The sequence below is a fragment of the Wenyingzhuangia sp. 2_MG-2023 genome (assembly GCF_030548295.1).
In the GTDB taxonomy this organism is placed as follows: Bacteria; Bacteroidota; Bacteroidia; order Flavobacteriales; family Flavobacteriaceae; genus Wenyingzhuangia.
Map to the genome: position 1 here is coordinate 113,897 of NZ_JAUOSB010000006.1, position 18,102 is coordinate 131,998.

The 18,102-nt window shown below is 32.4% G+C and carries 15 protein-coding genes and 1 riboswitch; of the genes, 7 read left to right on the forward strand and 8 right to left on the reverse strand.

Features of this window, described 5'->3' with window-relative positions; all coding sequences use genetic code 11:
- Positions 1–210: 210 nt before the first annotated feature.
- The 6 genes from Q4548_RS09000 to Q4548_RS09025 all read right to left on the reverse strand — a co-directional run bounded on the left by Q4548_RS09000 (position 211) and on the right by Q4548_RS09025 (position 5,211).
- Positions 211–546: a hypothetical protein gene (locus Q4548_RS09000; RefSeq protein WP_303453933.1), complete on the reverse strand. Its 336-nt coding sequence runs from the start codon at positions 544–546 to the stop codon at positions 211–213.
- A gap of 161 nt (positions 547–707) precedes the next feature.
- Positions 708–1,061 (reverse strand): hypothetical protein, encoded by a 354-nt coding sequence (locus Q4548_RS09005; protein WP_303453936.1) that lies wholly within the window; start codon positions 1,059–1,061, stop codon positions 708–710.
- A 359-nt stretch (positions 1,062–1,420) separates the two neighbouring features.
- Entirely contained in the window at positions 1,421–1,753 is a 333-nt protein-coding gene (locus Q4548_RS09010) for a hypothetical protein (protein WP_303453940.1), read from the reverse strand.
- A 131-nt stretch (positions 1,754–1,884) separates the two neighbouring features.
- Complete coding sequence (locus Q4548_RS09015) at positions 1,885–2,076, reverse strand: hypothetical protein (RefSeq protein ID WP_303453942.1); 192 nt, start codon at positions 2,074–2,076, stop codon at positions 1,885–1,887.
- Between the two features lie 244 nt (positions 2,077–2,320).
- Positions 2,321–3,988 (reverse strand): sulfatase, encoded by a 1,668-nt coding sequence (locus Q4548_RS09020; RefSeq protein ID WP_303453945.1) that lies wholly within the window; start codon positions 3,986–3,988, stop codon positions 2,321–2,323.
- Positions 3,989–4,134: 146 nt separating this feature from the next.
- Positions 4,135–5,211, reverse strand: coding sequence for a T9SS type A sorting domain-containing protein (locus Q4548_RS09025; RefSeq protein ID WP_303453948.1), 1,077 nt, complete (start codon positions 5,209–5,211; stop codon positions 4,135–4,137).
- A gap of 277 nt (positions 5,212–5,488) precedes the next feature.
- Between Q4548_RS09025 and Q4548_RS09030 the strand changes: the two genes are divergently transcribed.
- The 5 genes from Q4548_RS09030 (at position 5,489) to Q4548_RS09050 (ending at position 13,081) form a co-directional block, all read left to right on the forward strand.
- On the forward strand, positions 5,489–6,391 hold the full coding sequence (locus Q4548_RS09030; protein ID WP_303453951.1) for a DMT family transporter: 903 nt from the start codon (positions 5,489–5,491) through the stop codon (positions 6,389–6,391).
- On the forward strand, positions 6,384–7,808 hold the full coding sequence (locus Q4548_RS09035) for a hypothetical protein (RefSeq protein ID WP_303453954.1): 1,425 nt from the start codon (positions 6,384–6,386) through the stop codon (positions 7,806–7,808). Before Q4548_RS09030 ends, Q4548_RS09035 begins: the two co-directional genes overlap by 8 nt.
- Before the next feature lie 108 nt (positions 7,809–7,916).
- Entirely contained in the window at positions 7,917–9,770 is a 1,854-nt protein-coding gene (locus tag Q4548_RS09040; RefSeq protein WP_303453958.1) for a DNA topoisomerase IV subunit B, read from the forward strand.
- Positions 9,771–10,505 carry a DUF2971 domain-containing protein gene (locus Q4548_RS09045; protein ID WP_303453961.1) on the forward strand — a complete coding sequence of 245 codons (735 nt, stop codon included), beginning with the start codon at positions 9,771–9,773 and terminating at the stop codon, positions 10,503–10,505.
- 2 nt (positions 10,506–10,507) lie between these two features.
- Entirely contained in the window at positions 10,508–13,081 is a 2,574-nt protein-coding gene (locus Q4548_RS09050) for a DNA gyrase/topoisomerase IV subunit A (RefSeq protein ID WP_303453963.1), read from the forward strand.
- On the opposite strand, the gene Q4548_RS09055 is transcribed toward Q4548_RS09050, so the two are convergent.
- A complete protein-coding gene (locus tag Q4548_RS09055) occupies positions 13,073–14,197 on the reverse strand; it encodes an ABC transporter substrate-binding protein (RefSeq protein WP_303453965.1) in 1,125 nt (374 codons plus the stop codon). The two genes, Q4548_RS09050 and Q4548_RS09055, sit on opposite strands and share 9 nt — an antisense overlap.
- Positions 14,198–14,304: 107 nt before the next feature.
- Positions 14,305–14,520: riboswitch (cobalamin riboswitch) on the forward strand.
- A 26-nt stretch (positions 14,521–14,546) separates the two neighbouring features.
- Here Q4548_RS09055 and Q4548_RS09060 point away from each other — a divergent pair.
- Both Q4548_RS09060 and Q4548_RS09065 read left to right on the forward strand, forming a co-directional pair.
- Positions 14,547–16,439 carry a TonB-dependent siderophore receptor gene (locus Q4548_RS09060; protein WP_303453968.1) on the forward strand — a complete coding sequence of 631 codons (1,893 nt, stop codon included), beginning with the start codon at positions 14,547–14,549 and terminating at the stop codon, positions 16,437–16,439.
- A gap of 2 nt (positions 16,440–16,441) precedes the next feature.
- The gene (locus tag Q4548_RS09065; protein ID WP_303453970.1) at positions 16,442–17,503 is read left to right on the forward strand and encodes a YncE family protein; all 1,062 of its coding nucleotides are present in this window, start codon (positions 16,442–16,444) and stop codon (positions 17,501–17,503) included.
- Positions 17,504–17,566: 63 nt separating this feature from the next.
- Here Q4548_RS09065 and Q4548_RS09070 read toward each other — a convergent pair whose 3' ends face one another.
- Complete coding sequence (locus Q4548_RS09070) at positions 17,567–18,082, reverse strand: hypothetical protein (RefSeq protein ID WP_303453972.1); 516 nt, start codon at positions 18,080–18,082, stop codon at positions 17,567–17,569.
- Between the last annotated feature and the right edge of the window lie 20 nt (positions 18,083–18,102).

Below are 18,102 nucleotides of genomic sequence, written 5' to 3' on the forward strand. Positions count from 1 at the left end.
TGAACTAATTAGACTTAATGTTTAGTTTACATATACTTTGCAATTACAATTTTATATATTATTTCTGTAGTGTGTTATTTGCTGTTTAATGTTTGTGTACAATATTTGAAATATGATTTTTTAGTCAATACACTCTATAAAAAAAATCGCTCGAATAATTCGAGCGATTTTGTATTTTGGGTGGGGTAGGTATTTTAATAAATAATTTTACTAAGAAGCAACGCCTCTGGATAAAGTGTTTTTTTGACTTCCAAGATATCCGAACAGTGCTGATATAATATTTCTATTAGGCAGTGTTTTTTGAGAGGATTGAGAATTGTCTGATTTGTTGTACTGGCTGTTTCTTTTTAAGTTTTGAATATTATTTAAAAGAATAATATTCGCTGCTTTAAAATTACAATCATCTACAGAAAGATGAAATTTTCTATCAGATCTGTTTATCATAACAGCTATAGGAGCTAGTCGTTGTATTGCATTCTTTATGTAATATGCTTCTAAGTTTGTACTACAGGTATGTAGTTTTTTTTGAGGTCTTTGGGGTTTCATAGCAATTGGGGGTGATCAGTCGGTTAAGTCATTCAGTATGATTTCAATTTTTTACAGTTGAGAAGTTTTTTATGGGTGTAAAATAAATTATATTAAAATATATACAACAAAGTATCCTTAACTAATTAAGCACGCTTTGTTATTACAAATAATTCTATTATTTATGACAATATGCTTCTTTCTAAAGTGTGTTTGTGAAGTAAGTTGTCAACCAAATCAAAAGCTATTGAAAGAGCATTTTTTGATGTTTTTTTCTTTACAGGAACTTTATAAGTTTCAACTTTAGCATTCTTTGTAATAGCTTTTAGAGTTCTAATAGCAGTTTGAAGAATGATATGTGCCGTTTTGTAGTTACAATCATCAACCAATATTTTAATTTGGTTGTTTGTTTTTTCGATGACAACTCCTATTGGTGCAACACGCTGTATCGCATTTTTAATATGATAAGCTTCTAAGTTAGAGTTGCAAATGTGAAGTGTTTTTTGGGGTCTTGGGGTTGTTGGGGTAGCAATCATTTTTTTTCTTTTTTAATAGTTATTTATGGGGTGTAAATAGACATTTTCTTTTGAAAAATTTTAAACTAAATAATTTGTTTTATTAGCCTACTCTAAAGGTAGATTTTAAAGATTCTTTGAAAAGTGATTGCGAGCAATTCATTTGTTGTTTTTAATCAACTATATATTCATTGGTCAGATAATACGGGAGTTTATGAGGTAATAATCATTTGTTTTTTAAGAAAATAAATGATTATTAAGATTTTTACTGGCCATTATGTTTGTAAATGTTAGTTTTTAAGTAAGTATTTGTATAAAAAAAGTGCTCAAATTACTGAGCACTTAGTCTATGTTTTTTCGAAAAATGATTTTTTCTTTATTTAAGAAGCTATTTTTCTAGAAAAAGAACCTCTTTGTGTATGACTACCAAAGTAGTCAAAAACCATTGTTATCATACTTCTGTTTTCTGTTGCTTTCTCAGAATTTTTTGAACTGTTGTAATTAGCATTTCTTTTAAGATTTCTAATACTACTCATAAGAATAATGTTAGCAACTTTAAAATTACAATCGTCAATGATGATTTTAAATTTTTTATCAACTCTATCTATTGTAACACCAATAGGTGCCAATCTCTGAATAGCGTTTTTAATGTAAAATGCATCTAAATTTGAATCACATGTGTAAAGTGTTTTTTGGGGTCTTGGGGTAATCATAGCAATGGGGTTTATAAGTTAATTAATGGGTATTCAATCTTTCATTATTATAGTTTTAATTTCAATTGTTTTGGGTGATACAATCGTTTGCTTTTTTGTTTTATTAAAATTATATTGAATTGTTTAAGTAATTAGTGATTACGAGCAATACTGAAGTTGATTTTCGTCAACATGCTGATTTCTGTAAATAAATCTCCTAATTTAGAATAATAGCCATCAATAGACGCTTTAATTACTACTTGATAAGTAGCAACGATATGTAAGGTATAATTTTTAGAGTTACTTATTTCTGAAATTCTTTTTGTGGGGCTAGGGGTAGGCATTGTATAGTTTGTTTTTAAATTGGTAAATCAGTTAACTGGCGATAGTGTATTTTAAATTAACAAACAATTGTTTGTTTTTTTGTCAAAATTAAAAGGTAATGTTTTTTTTATGGTTGATTTACAGCAATTTAAATATTGATGCTACTCAATACGTAGTTTTGTTAAGAATAATAGGAATAGTAGGTATGCAAAAAAGAGAGCCAAACGACTCTCTTTTTAAGGATATTATAAGTGGAATGATTCATCAATCGTTCCAGTGTTCGTCAATTACTTTTTGAATGTGAGGATATTTATCTCCATCTTCTTCATTCAATTCTTTACGTTTTGCTAGTAATTGGTTTTTTAAATCCCAAATAATCTCTTTGTATTTAGGATCGTTGTAAGCATTGTTCATTTCTTTAGGATCCACGCTTAAATCATAGAACTCCCAAGCAACAGGGGTGTCCATAGTGAATTTGTTTCCCCAGCTTTTCTTATTCCAATCAGCACCTGATTTTTTTACGTCTACCCAGTATTTTCCATAGAAGAAAATCAATTTATATTCTTTGGTTCTAATTCCAAAGTGAGCAGGATTAGCGTGTGCATGTGCCATATGCATCCAATAGCGGTAGTAAGTAGATTGCTGCCAACCTTTAGGTTCTTTACCCGTTTTTAAGATTTTTTCAAAACTGTGACCTTGCATTTTTTTAGGAGTTTTTCCTCCAGCCAAATCAATTAATGTTGGTGCAAAATCAGCATTGTTGATAATAGCATTGGTTCTAGTTCCAGGTTTTATCATCTTAGGGTATCTTACAAAGAATGGCATTCTCATAGATTCTTCGTACATCCATCGTTTGTCAATATAATCATGTTCACCTAACATAAATCCTTGATCTCCGGTGTATACTATAATAGTGTTGTCATACAAACCTTCCTTTTTTAAATAATCAATAATACGAGCTACATTGTCATCTACACCTTTTACACATCTTAAGTATCTTTTTAAGTATTCTTGGTAGGTTTCGTGTATGTAATCGTTTCCTTCTAACCATTTTGGAGAATCAATATCTAAATCAGGATTATTATTTTTGATGTATGTTTTACTCCACATACGCATTCCCATGTGTCTAATTCTATTTCTTTTAGAAACAGAAGAACCAATATCGTGAATTAATGAATCATGTGCACCACGTGTGGCAATAGAACCATTGTTTCCGTTGTTGTACAGACTCGCAGGTTCAGGAATGTGAGTGTCTTTTAAATAATCTTTATAACGAGGAGCAAACTCAAAATCATCGTGTGGTGCTTTAAACTGATGCATTAAGAAAAAAGGTTTTTTAGGATCTCTTTTGTTTTTTAACCAGTCTAAAGTAATGTCTGTAATTACATCGGAACTATGTCCTTTGTATGTTTTACCTTCGTATTCTTTGGTACCGTATTTTGCATATTTCATTCCTGTTTGTGTCATGCTAGGATCAAAGTAAGAACCCTGTTGCCCGTGTTCCATAAATACATTATAGTAGTCAAAATCTGGTCTGTTTCCTAAATGCCATTTTCCTACCAAAGCTGTTTGATAGCCTAATTTTTTAATTTCTTGAGGTAAATATTGATTTTTAGTTTCTACATCTCCTTCCAAATCTAAAACACCATTTGTTTGACTGTATTGTCCGCTAATAATAGTAGCTCTACTTGGAGTACAAATAGAGTTTGTCACAAAACAATTGTTAAAAATAATTCCCTCATTTGCAATTTTATCCAAAGTGGGAGTTGGGTTTAGAACAGCCAGCCTGCTTCCGTATATACCAAATGCTTGAGAAGTATGATCGTCAGACATTATGTATAAGATATTAGGCTTTTTTTGAGCATTGACTTTGTAAGAAAAAGCAGTCAAGCTTAATCCTGTTAAAATAACGATTGCTAATTTTTGGAACATTTTTCTATATTAAATATTGATACTGTAAAGTTGAATGTATTTTATGGAAACTTGTAGAACATATGTTTTTTTTTATATGAATTTCCGTTAAAAAAGAAAAAAACGACCGTTTCGGGTCGCTTTTTTTAAAGGTGTTATAGAGAAAATTATTGTTTGATAATTTTTCTATACTTTCCATTATTAGTGATCAATACATACATGCCAGAAGCTAATTCTGAAATATCGATTGTATTGTTTGCTTCAAAAGTTTTGATAATTTGACCAGTCAAGGTAAGGATAGATATGGTGTCGATACCTTCAATATCAGAAATGTTAATAATTCCAGTTGTTGGGTTTGGGAAAATATCAGATCCTAGTTTTTTATAGTTCTTAGAGCTTAATGTTTCTATAACTGTAAAGTCAGTACTATCTGGTTTTACTTGGAAACCTGCATCTGTTCCTAAAGCGGTTCTTAATTGGAAAGTGTAGATTGGTGCAGGAGTTGTTGCATGATCTACATAGTTTCTTCCTGCATCTCCAGCATTAGGATCCCAGGTAGTTAAATCAGAAGATAAATACATTTTACTTGTACTAGGGTTTATTAATGTTGCAGGAACATTTACAGTAATAGTTGTTTCAACATTTGTTCCTGCTGGTAATATTGCAGTATTAGAAACGGCTCCAAACCATATGTCAGAGAAAAGATTTACAGCTTCTACAGTACCCCTAGTTTCGGTCCAAAAAACAAATTTTATTCCTCCAACAGCAATATCTTCATTAGAGGTATATTTAATAGGTACATCTAACGTAGTTCCTGCATTAAACTCTAAATTTTCTCCAAAAGACCAAGATTCTGTAACAGGAGCAGGAGTAATATCAATTACTTGATCAGTACCGCTTCCCCATGCACTACTTATTTTATAGTTAGCAATTAATTTATAATCTGCATCTGTATCTAAAGTTGCAGGAAGTGCAAAAGTTGTAGTGGTATGTGTACCAGAACTTGTAGGAGTGTCTAGAGTTAATAATTGACCATATTTCCAAACTTGCCCTCCATCAGTTACGTCTCTTAATTCGTAATAAATTTCGGTAGCTAAATCTGCTGTTCCAGTGTCAAAGGAAATATTTATAGTAATAGTTTCTCCCGCTTCAGCAGATGTCGGAGCAGAGGTTATGGTTGTAGATTGAGCAATTGCCATACTAGACAATAGCCCTACAAATGCATAAAGTAATTTTTTCATCATATAAGAAATAAATAGTTAATTAATTGTTGTAAAATTAAATGATAAAAGAATAATTGGATAAGTGATATGTTCTAATCACTACAACAGAATAACTAAAATTACTTATTAGTCAGTTTGTAAATAGGTTTTTATGTGTTTTGCTTGCTTAAGTGTTAAAAAAATGTGAGATGGATTTAGAGTTAAAAATTATTGAATAACTACTTGCTATAAAGAGCTAAAACTAGTTTTTAATTTCTCATTTTTGCCAAATATTTCAATCTCCCCTTCTCAAATAATCATGAAAAAAATATCTCAGAATGCTATTGGCGTTGTTACAGCTTTGTTAGCAGTATTTCTATTTTCTTCTAAAGCAATTCTTGTAAAGTTGATTTATGAGTTTGAAGTGCCTACAATTCATATTCTTTTATTAAGAATGTTGTTTGCACTGCCATTTTATACTGGGATTTTGTGGTTTCAGAGAAAGAAAACACGTCAAAAAGTAACTAGAAAACACTATGCTTGGTTGCTCGTTTTTGGTGTGATGGGGTATTATCTTGCTAGTTTTTTTGATTTCTATGGCTTGAAATATTTAACAGCCAGTTTGGAGCGAATCATTCTATTTGTATATCCAACATTGGTGGTGTTGATTGGTGCTTTATTTCTTAAAACTAAAATCACAAAACAACAAGCAATAGCCATAGTTATTACGTATTTAGGGGTGTTTCTAACATTTGCATCAGAACTTCAAATTCATCATGATCGTCATTTGTTTGTAGGGGTGGGGTTAATTTTTATGAGTGCACTTACCTATGCTTCTTATTTAGTGGGTAGTGGTTGGTTAATTCCTAAGTTTGGAACGGTTCGTTTTACTTCCATTGCTATGATTGTGGCTTGTGTATCGGTACTTGTTCATTATTTGTTTACAGATAGAATCTCAATATTAAATTATAGCAAAGAGGTGTATCTTTATGCATTAGTGATGGCTTTTTTCTGTACTGTATTACCTTCGTACTTGGTTTCTTTTGCGATTCAAAAATTGGGAGCTTCTAAGTTTTCTATCATAGGAAGTGTAGGACCTGTTTTTACCATTTTGGTAGCTGCTCTTGTATTGGGAGAAAGAATTACATTTGTACAAGCAATAGGTGTTGTAGTGGTTATTATAGGTGTGAGAGTTGTGTCTAAAAAAGAGAAGAATGGATAACGTAAAAGAGTTATTTAAGCAACATTATTTTTTTGTTATAGGTGCTTTTGTTAGCATTGTTGTTTTTTTAGCAACGTATAAAATTCCCTTTTTTTGGGATGCTATTTCCAAATCTGAGAGAGCAACATGGTTTTTTGAACATCATTTTTCTCAATGGGTTATTCCTACAGAACTCAATTCTGGACATCCTCCTTTATGGACTTTGCTGTTGGCTTTTTCTTGGACTTTGTTCGGAAGAACATTGTTGGTTAGTAGGGCTTTGTTATTGTTGCTGAATCTTGCGGTGGTGTACCAAATGCAGCTTTTAGTAAAAAAATATTCGGATAATGAAATTCCAAAATATGCTTATTTATTACTATTGATAGAGCCTACTTATTTGGCACAATCCACAATTCTAAACAACGATGTTTTGCTTTTGTTGATGTGTTTTTTAGCTTTTAACAATATTTTTAAAAATAGAGTTATTTATAGCTTAGCTCTAACGGGTATTTTATTTTGCAACTTAAGAGGGATTTTGTTTTTTGGTGGTTTTGTGTTGTTTGATGTGTTGGTTCAGATTTTTGGATGGATCAAAGTAAAGAACTATAAAAAAAGTATTTATGCATTGGTTGTTCCTTTGTTGTGTTTTGGAACTTTTTTAGTGTATCAATACCATCAGTTAGGATGGGTTTTTAAATCCCCAAGTAAAAATTGGAGCGATCAGAGGGAGTTGGTAGGTGTTTTTCAACTCTTAAAAAATGGAATTAGTCTGGTTTGGGTATTTGCAGATTTTGGAAGATTCCTTTTTTGGATTTTGGCACTACTTAGCGGAGTTGTTTGTATTCAAAAAAAAATACAAATCAACGTAAAAATCAAACGGTTGATTTTGTTTTGGATCTGTTTGTTGGTTTGTAATGTGACCATGATTTTTTCTTCCAACCCTATTGGACACAGATATTTTATGTTTTTGTATCTGATTGGATTGCTGATAACGCTTCATTTAATCTTTACTGTTTTTAGCACCAAGAAAGCAAAATTAGCTAGTTTTTCTATTGGAATTTTGTTAATCTCAGGTCATTTTTGGATTTACCCAGAAACAATTTCTCAAGGTTGGGATAGTTCTCTGGCTTATTTGAATTATTTTGAAGTCAAAGAAAAAATGTGTCACTACGTGTTGGAGCAAAATTTACCCGTCACAGAAGTGGGAACCAAAACACGAAACCCCAGTGTGTATATAGCATATCTCAGAAATGAAGAACAAGAAACCTATACATATTGTTCAAAAATTTCAGAAGTGGAATATTTTGTGCATTCTAATATAGAAAACTCAACAAAAGATGAGGAAATAGCAATATTACACAATCAGTGGGTTTTGTTACAAGAATATCAAAAAGGAGGTGTTTTTATTCGTTTGTATCAAGCCCCAAAATTGAATTAGTTTTTATTGTAGCCGTTAAAAAACTGTTGATAATTCCTGAGTGTTTCATGTTGACACAGGCCAATAAAATCTTAATTTTAGCAATAACCAAAATCGAATACCCAATTTATGAGTCAAGAAACAAAATACACCGAAGACAATATACGATCGTTAGACTGGAAAGAACACATCCGCATGCGACCAGGTATGTATATTGGTAAACTTGGTGATGGTTCTTCGCAAGATGATGGTATTTATATTTTAATCAAAGAGGTGATAGACAACTCCATTGATGAATATGTCATGGGAGCAGGAAAAACCATTGAGATTACTGTAAAAGATGAGATGGTTAAAATTAGAGATTACGGACGCGGTGTTCCTTTAGGGAAAGTAGTAGATGTAGTTTCAAAAATGAACACAGGAGGTAAATACGATTCTAGGGCCTTTAAAAAATCAGTTGGGTTGAATGGAGTGGGTACCAAAGCAGTAAATGCATTGTCTACCAATTTTACCATTCAGTCTTTTAGAGATGGACAAACCACTTTGGCTGAATTTGAAAAAGGAGAACTGATTAGTCAAACTCCTTTAGAAGCTTCTAGTGCAAGAAGAGGAACTCGTGTAATTTTTTATCCAGATCCAACCATTTTTATCAACTTTAAGTTCAGAAGTGAATATGTGGTAAAAATGATCAAAAACTATGTGTATCTAAATCCTGGATTGACCATTGTTTTTAACGGAGAAAAATTTATTTCTGAAAATGGATTGAAAGATTTGTTGGAGGAAAATATTCATGTAGATACTATGGCTTATCCTATTATTCACCTAAAAGGAGATGATATAGAAGTTGCCATAACTCATAGTAAAACTCAATACAGTGAGGAATATCATTCTTTTGTAAACGGACAACACACCACACAAGGAGGAACGCATCAAAATGCGTTTAGAGAAGCTATTGTAAAAACCATTAGAGAATTTTTTGGAAAGAATTTTGATGCTTCGGATGTTCGTAAATCCATTGTAAGTGCCATTGCTATAAAGGTGATGGAACCTGTATTTGAGAGTCAGACAAAGACCAAATTGGGGTCCACAGAAATGGGTGGGGAATTGCCTACGGTAAGAACGTACATCAACGATTTTATCAAAACCAATTTAGATAATTATTTACACAAAAATCCGACAGCTGCAGATGCCATTCAGCGCAAAGTAATGCAGGCTGAAAAGGAACGTAAGGAATTGTCTGGAATTAGAAAAATAGCAAGAGACCGTGCTAAAAAAGCGAGTTTACACAATAAAAAATTACGCGATTGTAGAATTCATTTAGCCGATTCTAAAAAAGAAGGACATTTAGATACTTCTTTGTTTATTACCGAGGGAGATTCTGCAAGTGGTTCCATCACCAAATCACGCAACGTAAACACACAAGCAGTTTTTAGTTTAAAAGGAAAGCCGTTAAACTGTTACGGATTGACTAAAAAAATTGTGTACGAGAATGAGGAATTCAACTTATTACAAGCAGCTTTAAATATAGAAGATGGAATAGAGAATTTACGTTACAACAATGTAATTATTGCTACCGATGCCGATGTGGATGGAATGCACATTCGTTTGTTGCTGATTACCTTCTTTTTGCAATTTTTTCCAGAAGTCATTAAAGAAGGACATTTGTACATTTTAGACACTCCGTTGTTTAGAGTTCGTAATAAAAAAGACACTATTTACTGTTATTCTGAAGAGGAAAAACAAAATGCCATAGAAAAACTAACAGGAAAACCAGAGATTACACGATTTAAAGGGTTGGGAGAAATTTCTCCAGATGAATTTCAACACTTTATTGGAGACAATATCCGCCTAGATCCTGTGATGTTAGACAAAGAACAATCTATAGAATCTATGTTGGAGTTTTACATGGGTAAAAATACACCCACAAGACAAGATTTTATCATAGACAATTTGAAATACGAATTGGATGTAATTGAGGAATAGATGGGAGAAAATATTCCAGTGGTTGTTTATAAGTATCTAGATTTTGAAACAGGGATAGAGAAAGTTTTAAAAGAAGGGACGATAAAATTTTCAACCCCATCTAGTTTTAATGATCCGTTTGATTGTTATGAAGTATTGATTGAGCCAATATCTAAAATATCTAGAGAGCAGGTTGATTTTTCTATGTTTTTTCCTATTAATTATGAAGAAGGAGATAAGTTTTTAAGGGATACAAGTATAGAGTATTTCAAGAAATATAAAGAAGAAATTAGAATAACTTCGTTTAGCGAATGTTATAAAAATATTTTAATGTGGTCTCATTACGGAGAAAAGCATACTGGTTTATCTATTGGGTTTTCAACTGAATTAAATAAAAGAGATTTTAATAGGGTTGATTATAAAAAAGAAATAATACCCAAACCTTTCGATGCTGATGGAGATGAGAAAAATAATTTAGAAGCAATAAATTATTGGTTATATACAAAAAGTAAAGATTGGGGATATGAGAAAGAAATTAGATTCATCAATAGTGATAAAACAGAGTTTTTAACATTTAACCCCAAAATAATAAAAGAAGTTTATTTCGGGTTAAAAGTATCATCAGAAAAAATAAAGAATAAAATAAAAGAATTACAACTGTACGGTTATGAACATGTGAAATTCTATCAAATGAAAGAAGTTCCAAATGAGTTCAGAATTGAAAAAGAATTAATAAATACAGAAGACATATTTTAAGTATGCAAGACGACATCAATAACCAAGAAGAAAGCGAATTTGAAGAAGATAAAAAAGTAGAAAGTCAAGAAACCATTACCAAAGTAACAGGAATGTACAAGGAGTGGTTTTTAGATTATGCATCTTATGTAATTCTAGAACGAGCGGTTCCTGCTATAGCCGATGGTTTTAAACCTGTGCAAAGACGTATCATGCAGTCTATGAAAGACCTGGATGATGGACGTTACAACAAGGTAGCCAATTTGGTAGGGCACACCATGCAGTACCATCCACATGGAGATGCTTCTATTTCTGATGCCATGGTGCAAATAGGGCAGAAGGAATTATTGATAGACATGCAGGGAAACTGGGGGAATATTCTTACAGGAGACCGTGCTGCTGCTGCTCGTTATATAGAAGCGCGTTTGACCAAATTTGCTTTAGAGGTAGTCTTCAATCCTAAAACAACAAAATGGCAATCTTCTTACGATGGTCGTAGAAAAGAACCTATCAACTTGCCCGTAAAATTTCCAATGTTGTTGGCTCAAGGAGGAGAAGGAATTGCTGTAGGATTGTCTACCAAAATATTGCCACACAATTTTAACGAGTTGATTGATGCTTCTATTAAAATATTAAAAGGACGTAGTTTTACGCTGTATCCTGATTTTTTAACAGGAGGAGAAGTTGATGTAACCAATTATAACGATGGTGCTCGTGGAGGAAAAGTACGTGTAAGAGCTAAGATTTCTCAACTGGATAAAAAAACGTTGGTGGTTACAGAAATTCCTTACGGAACTACAACGTCAACTTTGATAGAATCTATTATCAAAGCAAATGATAAAGGAAAAATTAAAGTAAAACAAATTGAAGACAATACAGCCAGAAATGTAGAAATCATCATCCATTTGCCACCAGGGATTTCTCCAGACAAAACCATTGATGGCTTGTATGCTTTTACCAGTTGTGAGGTCTCTATTTCACCATTGTGTTGTGTCATTCAAGATCACAAACCTGTATTTGTAGGGGTTTCGGATATCTTAAAAATATCTACGAATAATACGTTGAATTTGTTAAAACGTGAGTTGGAAATTCAGTTGGCAGAATTGTTAGAGCAATGGCATTTTGCATCGTTAGAACGTATTTTTATAGAGAATAGAATTTACCGCGATATAGAAGAAGAAAGCACTTGGGAAGGTGTGATTTCTGCAATTGATACTGGATTGAAACCTTACATTCAACATTTAAAACGTGCAGTTACAGAAGAGGATATCACGCGATTGACAGAAATTAGAATCAAAAGAATTTCTAAGTTTGATATTGACAAAGCCAAACAATTTATAGAAGGTTTGGAGGATAAAATGACCCAAGTTCAATATCATTTAGATAATTTGGTGGAGTATGCTATTGATTATTTCAAATCTTTGAAAGAAAAATACGGAAAAGAAAAACCTCGATTGACAGAAATCAAAACTTTTGATGATATAGAGGCAACCAAAGTGGTGATGCGTAACGAGAAATTGTACGTAAACAGAGAAGAAGGTTTTGTAGGAACATCGTTAAAAAGAGATGAGTTTGTTGCAGATTGTGCCGATATTGACGATGTAATTGTTTTTAGAAAAGACGGGGTGATGATGGTGAGCAAAGTGGCTCAAAAAACCTTTGTAGGAAAAGACATTATTCACGTTGCTATTTTTAAGAAAAACGATAGACGTACCATTTACAATATGATGTATAGAGATGGTCGTAGTGGTCCTAGTTATATGAAACGCTTTAATGTTTTGGGAATTACGAGAGATAGAGAATACGATTTGACTGCAGGAAATAAAGGTTCTGTGGTTTGGTATTTTACAGAAAACCCGAATGGAGAAGCTGAAACGGTAACGGTAGAATTAAAACCAATTGGTGGGTTAAAGAAATTAAAATGGGATATTGACTTTTCAGATTTAGCCATCAAAGGAAGGTCTGTAAGAGGAAATTTAATAACCAAACATACCATCAAAAAAATAGAATTCAAAGCTGCGGGGAATTCTACGCTAAAACCAAGAAAAATTTGGTTTGACGATGCTGTACAGCGTTTGAATGTGGATGGAAGAGGAGAGTTATTAGGTGAATTTACTGCGAAAGATAAGTTGTTGATTGCTAGCCAATCTGGTAAAATAAAAACAATTACTCCAGACTTGACCATGCATTTTGATAGTGACATGGTGGTGTTGGAAAAATGGAATCCTCAGAAACCTATTTCGGTAGTTTATTATGAAGGAGAAAAAGAACGTTATTATGTAAAACGTTTTGTAATTGAGCAACCAGACAAAGAGGAAACCTATGTAAGTGATCATGAAAAAACACAAGTACAGATAATTTTAACCGACTACAGACCAAATGTAGAAGTGGTGTTTAGCAAACGCTCTATGGACAACATGGTTGTAGACTTGGAAGATTTTATTGCTGTAAAAGGAATCAGAGCTTTAGGAAATGTATTTACGGATGAACGAATCAAAGAGGTAAATAGACTAGAACCTTTGCCTTATGAAGAGGAAATAGTAGAAGAAGATCAAGGTGAAGATGAGAAAGAAAATGATCAACCAACGTTATTCTAATTGTTTAAAAAAAGTGGTTTCATAGGCAGGTAATGTGTTAGGATGACAAATTTTAATCACGTCTTTTAAAACCAAATCAGGTCTAAGAGCACTGAGTTCAAAAAACAAAAAACCACCTGTGGCTCCTGTTGTGTTGGTATATGTAAATACTTTTTTATTTTGAAAAGGTTTGAGTTGAGCGTAGTGTTTGTTTTGGTTTTTTAAGGTTTCTAAATCAACAGCTACCCCAGGAGCTAACCAAAAATCAGACTGGTTGGCTTCTATAAAAACTTGTTCAAATTGCAAAGACAAACTACCTGTTCCTAATGTGTTTTTCCATAAGTAATCTGTTTGTGCATCGTTTAAAATTTTTGCTACGTAACTTTCTCCTGCAGGAGCATACCAAATTCCATTGAACATAGAGCCATAGAGTATTTTAGGCTTTGAATTGTCTTTTTGGATGGATTTTAAAGCAGTTGTATAACTAACTTCAATTTGTTGAAATACAGTATTTGCTTCCTTTTCCTTGTCTAAAAAAAGAGCGAAAAATTTAATCCATTCTGCTCTTCCTAAGGGAGATTCTTCTAACCAACTTGCATCTACCACCAATGGGATTCCTGCTTTTTTTAATGTGGTAAAATTCTTATTTAGTTGGTCTACTGCAAAAGCAAAAAGTACATCGGGCTGAAGTCCTAAAATCAATTCAGTATTCATGGCTTCATTTTGTCCAACGTCTACAATACCACCTTTGTCAATCAATGTTCTTGTTTTTTTAGAAGAAACAAAACGAGTGTTTGGAAATCCTTTTAGCAAAGATTCACTTTCAAGTGCTTCAAAAACTGGAATTTGCGTTGTTGATGTTGCGATTAAATTCTGAATAGGCAATTGGATTACAAACTGATTTGGTTGGGTAGGGGTTATAACCGTATCCCCTTTTACTAATAAATATTCGTATGGAGTTGTAGCATTTTTGTAAGGTGTATGGACTGTTATTTTGGTGTATTTAGAGTGTTTTTCATAACTAAAACCTTTAGCGTACGTCAAATTGATATTAGCGTTTGTTGAGATTTTGCTTTGTTTTTTAGGTTGACAAGCACAAAGAGCAAATGAGATTACAAACAAGTAAAAATAGTTCATGAAAAGAGGGATTAGAAATAAGTAAATTCTTTTTGCAAAGTAATCAAAAGAAAAACAGACTTTGCAAAATATTTTTAGTTCCGTGTTTTTTAATTAAAAAAACAATGTAGCTTTGCTTCGATTTTGGTTTTTAGCGTACTTCAGAAATGAAGCGTTAAAATTAAAAGGGAATCTTGTTAAAATCAAGAACTGTCCCCGCAACTGTAAGCTTTGCCGTAAAGGTGCTTGTTACATTCTTAAACCACTGTTTTGAAAAATAGTAAAAATGGGAAGGTAGTAACGAGACGCAAGTCAGGAGACCTGCCAGGTTCAAAACTATAAATTCTTTCGGGAGCAAAGGAAATTTAGAATGAAACTATGTATGTTGCTTTTTTTTGGATGCATGCTTTGTTGTGCTGTAGCTACTGCTCAAACTGATACTATTCATCGTTTGGATGAGGTTGTTGTGCTTGCAGATCGCTATGTGAAACAAGAAAATATTGGACAAAAAAAGATCTCTGTTTCAAAATTACAAATAGAACATAACAACAACAATCCTACAGAAACATTGCGTTTTAATTCTGCTATAGCTGTTAGAGACAATGGAAATGGTGGAGCCAGTTCTGCTCGTTTTAGAGGAACTTCAGCATCCAATACGGCTTTTTTGTGGAACGGTATCAATATCAACAGTTTTGGTTTGGGACAAACAGATTTGAATGGAATTTCTTTGGCTACTGCGGATGAGATTATTGTAAAAAGTGGTGGTGGTTCTATCAAATACGGTTCTGGTGCTATTGGTGGAACAGTACACATCAATGATTATTTAAAATTTAAAAAACATCAAACTGTTGAGTTAGTTTCTTCTTATGGAAGTTTTCAAACAACTTCCAATTATATAGCAGTCAATTTAGGAGAGCAAAAATGGTCTTTAAAATTGGCTTCAACCTATCACCAATCAAAAAATGATTATGAGTTGATAGACAAAAGATTCAAAGATTCTGAGGGGGAATTTTATAAAAACGAAAATGGAGCTTATAAAAATTACAGCATTAGTTTGAGTGCTGGTTATCAATTTTCTCAGAAAAACAATTTAAGATTTTACACAACAAGTTACAAAGGAGATCGCTTGTTTTCTGGTGCGTTGCCAAATCCGAGTGCTGCTGATGAGAAATACATAGATTTGAATCAAAGAAATTTATTGGTTTGGGATGTAGAAAATTACGCTTTGCATCATACATTAAAAGCTGCTTTTTTAACGCAAGAGTATCGATATTTTGAAGATAAGAACGAAGAAGATTATGATTTTGGAAATTCCAACACTTTTGTTTTTAATTATGATTTACGTTATCAATGGTCATCAAAAACAAGTTTTAACGCTTTTGTAGATCTACAAAATATTCAAGGAAAAACAAACAAAATTCCATCTCATAAAAGAGAACAATATTCTTTAGCATTAGGATTGCATTCAGAAATTAGAGCAAATTGGAAATACAATTTGGAGGTTAAAAAAGAATCGAACTCAGATTTTAAAGTACCAATAATTATTTCTTTAGGAAGTGAATACAAATGGGGTCATCATCAAAGTATTTTGATGAATATTTCGTCAAACTATAGAGTTCCCACTTTGAATGATTTGTATTGGCCAGGACAAGGAAATTTAGATTTGATTCCAGAAACATCCAAACAAGTAGATGTTGGTTATCAATATATAGGAAAGGAATTTACCTTAAAAAGCACATTCTTTTATATTCATGTGTTGGATAAAATTGTGTGGACTTCTAACGGAGATGAAAGTAGACCCAATGTTTGGGTGCCTATCAATTTAGAGGAATCTTTTCACAAAGGGTTAGAGTTGTTTGCTAGCTGGGAACATTCATTAGGAGATATTTCTAGTCTAGACGTTACAGCCAATTATATTTATACAGAAGCTGTAAACAATGAAACTCAAAAACAGTTAATTTTTGTGCCAAAACATTTATTCAATACAACAATCAATTATCGCTTAAAAAAAATGGCGGTGTATCTGCAAAACATGTTACAGAGTAAAGTTTATACTTCTGATGATAATATTGAGCAATTGAGTCTTTCAGGTTTTAAATTATTCAATTTAGGATGCAAGTTCAGTTTGTTGGAACAAAAAAAATCAAGTTTATATCTAGGCATGTCTGTAAAAAATGTTTTTAATGAATTGTATCAGTATTCCAATTTAAGACCAATGCCAGGTAGAAACTATAACATAAACATGAACTATAAATTTAATTAAAAATGAAAATTACAAAACAATTATGTAAACTTTTGATGATTGCCATATTGTTGGTTTCTTGTCAAGATGATAAAGTGGAGTTGGTTGAAAGAGACTATTCTAACGGAGTATTGATCAGCGGAGAAGGTTCTGGAGCAGGGACAGGTTCTATTTCTTACATTTCAAAGGATCAATCTTCTAAATTTCAATTTATCTATTTAAGTGCAAACGGAGTAGAGTTGGGTACTTTTTTACAGTCTATGGCTTTTTCGGAAGATAATGCTTTTGTTATTGTAGACAACGCAAATACAATTACCGTTGTAGACAAGGCTACTTTTATAAAAGTAGGAGAAATTACAACAAATCTGACAACACCAAGATATATGGCAGTTGTAGGAGATAAAGGGTATGTAACCAATTGGGGAAACCCAAATTCTGAGACAGATGATTTTATTGCTGTAGTAGATTTGACCACTTATACAGTAAGCAAAACCATAGCTGTAGGAAATGGTCCTGAACAAATTATTGAAAAAGATGGAAAATTGTATGTAAGCCACAAAGGAGCTTATTCTTACAACAACATTGTATCTGTAATTGATATTGCAACAGATGTAGTCACAGAAATTACCGTAGAAGACAATCCAGACGAGTTATTTTTTAACGATAATGGTGATTTGGTTGTACTGTCAGAAGGAAGAACTATTTACAATGCAGATTGGTCTGTTGGAGGTAACACAATTGGAGCTATACAGACAATTGATGTTTCTAGCAATATGGTAACTACTTCTTTAGAATTTGAAGAAGGAGAACACCCCAGTTTGATGGCATTCTCAGAAGAAAATATCTATTATTATCTTTCAGGAAAAGTATACAAAATTGCATCAAATGCAACAGCGTTGGCTACGGAGGAAGTGGTTTCACAATTTTTATCTGGAATGTCTGTGGCAAATGATGAGCTGCACGGAGTAAATGGAAACTATTCTGAACAAAGTGATTATTATGTATTTGACTTGACTTCTAGCGAGCAGTTATATACTACAAAAGTTGCTTTAGGAGCTGCTAAAATATACTTTTTAGAAGAATAAATAATTCTATATTGCCTTTAGAAAAATCCCCCAATTATTTACAATAGTTAGGGGATTTGTTTTTTAGAAAAGATTTTGTACTTCTTGTTGAATCATTTGTTGTGCAACCACGGTGGGTGATATGGATGCAATTGAAATTTGTTTTAAGACTTGTTTTAATTCTTGTCCGCTAGCAATGTTTTCTTTCATGCTCTCAGCTGTAATAATGTTCAAAAGTGTGTCTTTTGTGTTTTTAATAGCATTCCAGCATTCAGTACTCATATAGATTTGTTGCACCAAATTGTGTTCAAATTCTATGTTTATATTTGCTATTAAAGATTTGGCATATTCTATTTTATTAGCATCATAAGGATCTACACGATCGGTAATGTTTGCTAAGTGAATTCTCTCTAAAAACAAAGTCATTCTTTCATAAGCTTGCAATCTAATTGGTAAACTGTGTTTTTTCTTTTCTTGAAAGAGTTCAAACTTACGTTTGCTGTTTTCTAAAGCATTGTGTTGTTTTAAAAAATAAGCCGCCACACCTCCTGTAACAATAGAAGGAATGGTATATTTTAAGATTTCGATGATCTCATCCATATAAAAATATTTTTAGCGAA